We start from the raw sequence: 2474 nt of genomic DNA on the forward strand, positions 1-2474 counted from the left end.
TCTCCTTCGAAATCTAAAATATTTTCAACTTTTGCATTTTTAATTCCTCTTAAAAGGCAGGTTTCAATTGCTTTTTTAGAAATATCAATAGCTACTACGTCTAAATTTCGGTCATTTTGAAGTGATAAAGCATGACTTCCGGCTCCGCACCCTACATCTAATATTTTTCCTTTTGCTAATTGAAGTGCTTTTTGTTCAATTTTTGGCATCTCTTTATAAGTGCGAAAAAGATATTCGACGCTCATTTCGTCTTCTTCAGATATTGAAGTTTCGGTTATTATGTCTTCAGGTGAATTATTGGTGTGGAAATCAAATATTGCTTTTCCAAAAAGATCTTTCATTGTTTTAGTCAAAGTTTAAGGTTTCAAGTTTAAAGTTGCTTAATTTTGCAGATCAACTTTAAATTTTAAACTTGAAACAGATTTTAAATAACTTAAGTAAGTTAGCCAAAGATAAGCATAACGAGAATAAAAAGTATTTCGATAAGCTTAAAAAGAAACAGCCCAAAAATTTAGATTACATTATGCAAGATTTGCATAATGCAGAATTTAAAAAAACGGATTGTTTAAAATGCGCTAATTGCTGTAAAACAACAGGTCCTTTATTTACACTTGCAGATATAGAACGAATTTCAAAGCATTTTAGACAAAAGCCGCAACAATTTATTGAGCAATATTTACGAATTGATGAGGATAAGGATTATGTTTTAAAAAGTGTTCCATGTACTTTTTTAGATAATGAAAATTATTGTATGATTTATGATGTTCGTCCTAAAGCCTGTCGTGAATTTCCGCATACTGATCGTAATAAGTTTTACCAAATTTCTAATCTGACTCTAAAAAATGTTGAAATTTGTCCTGCAGCTTATAATATAGTAGAGGAAATGAAAAAGAAAATTCCGTTATAAAAAAAAGATAGTTATGTCTTAAGAATATCTTCTTTTCTTTTTTATGATGTACTTTTGATATTGTAATGAATAAAAACTGCTAATTTGAATTTAGAATATTTTATAGCCAAAAGACTTATTACTGCAAAAGATAACAAGAGCAGTATTTCTGCGCCTATCGTAAAAATTGCTATTTCGGCAATTGCGATAGGGATGATAATGATGATTGTTTCTGTTGCAACCGGAATAGGATTGCAAAAAAAAATACGAGATAAAGTTTCCGCTTTTAACGGTCAGGTAATAATATCGAATTATGATAATAATAATTCTGAAGTAACCTTAATTCCGATTTCGAAAAAGCAAGATTTCTATCCCAATTTTAAATCCGTTCCAGAAGTGAGTCATATCCAGGCGATAGCTACTAAGGCAGGAATTATAAGAACAGAGAATGCATTTGAAGGAATTGTTTTTAAAGGTGTCGGAGCAGATTATGATTGGAATAATATCAGTGAATTTATTGTGGGAGGTAAGTTGCCCGATTTTAAAAAGGCACTGAATGAAGATGTTGTTATTTCAAAATTTCTAGCAGACCGATTAAATTTAAAAGTCGGAGATCAGTTTAATACATTTTTTGTAAAAGAAGAACAAGGGAAATTGCCTAATAGTCGTCGATTTAAGATTGCGGCCATATTTAATTCAGGATTTCAGGATTTTGATTCGACATATATTATAGGAGATATTCGTCATATTCAAAAGATTAATAAATGGAGAGAAGATCAGGTAGGAGCTTTTGAAGTTTTTGTAAAAGATTTTAACGAAATTAAAAACGTTGGAAATCAGATTTACGAGGAAACGTCTTCCAATCTAGATACAAAAACTATAATTGAAAAATACAGTTATATTTTTGATTGGCTTCAATTGTTTGATTTTAATATTGTAATAATTTTAGCAATTATGATTCTGGTGGCGACAATTAATATGATTGTTGCTTTATTGGTGCTTATTTTGGAAAGAACTCAAATGATAGGCATTTTGAAATCCATGGGATCTAATAATTGGTCGGTTAGAAAAATATTTCTCTATAATGCCTTCTATTTAATACTTCGCGGGTTGCTTTGGGGGAATCTAATTGGAATATCTATTTTATTAATTCAACAACAATTCGGGATAGTTCAGTTAAATCCTGAAAACTACTACGTAAATCAGGCACCTGTATATTTAAACTGGATCTATATCCTGTTGTTGAATTTGCTTACGGTGTCTATTTGTTTTGTAGTGTTATTGATACCATCTTATATAATAACCAAAATATCTCCAGTAAAAGCTATTCGCTTTGATTAAGGATAAGCGAGTTTAAAGATATTAACCCGACAGGTTTTGAAAACCTGTCGGGTTTGTTTTTTGTGCATATATAATATATAGCATTGAATGGTTATACTGAGCGCAGCGAAGTCACATCCAGTTTTTTTTTGGAATTTGGAGTTTAAAAATTGTGATTTCGATAAATATAAGGAGCCATTTCCCGCTATCCGCTGCAATCTTTTCATGGCGAACCCCGCCATAAAAAGGATTTCCGCTGCTATCGGGG

3 protein-coding genes are annotated in these 2474 nt (G+C 31.0%); 2 read left to right on the forward strand and 1 reads right to left on the reverse strand.

The features are described from left to right. Positions 1 to 341 (reverse strand): class I SAM-dependent methyltransferase (locus VGE71_RS21500; protein ID WP_331140156.1); only part of this gene is annotated, 341 nt, incomplete at its 3' end. Between the two features lie 71 nt (positions 342 to 412). Between VGE71_RS21500 and VGE71_RS21505 the strand changes: the two genes are divergently transcribed. Both VGE71_RS21505 and VGE71_RS21510 read left to right on the forward strand, forming a co-directional pair. Continuing rightward, the gene (locus tag VGE71_RS21505) at positions 413 to 907 is read left to right on the forward strand and encodes a YkgJ family cysteine cluster protein (RefSeq protein ID WP_331140157.1); all 495 of its coding nucleotides are present in this window, start codon (positions 413 to 415) and stop codon (positions 905 to 907) included. An 84-nt stretch (positions 908 to 991) separates the two neighbouring features. After that, the gene (locus VGE71_RS21510) at positions 992 to 2227 is read left to right on the forward strand and encodes an ABC transporter permease (RefSeq protein WP_331140158.1); all 1236 of its coding nucleotides are present in this window, start codon (positions 992 to 994) and stop codon (positions 2225 to 2227) included. The last annotated feature ends 247 nt before the right edge of the window (positions 2228 to 2474 follow it).

The organism is Flavobacterium sp., assembly GCF_036405015.1.
GTDB lineage: Bacteria > Bacteroidota > Bacteroidia > Flavobacteriales > Flavobacteriaceae > Flavobacterium.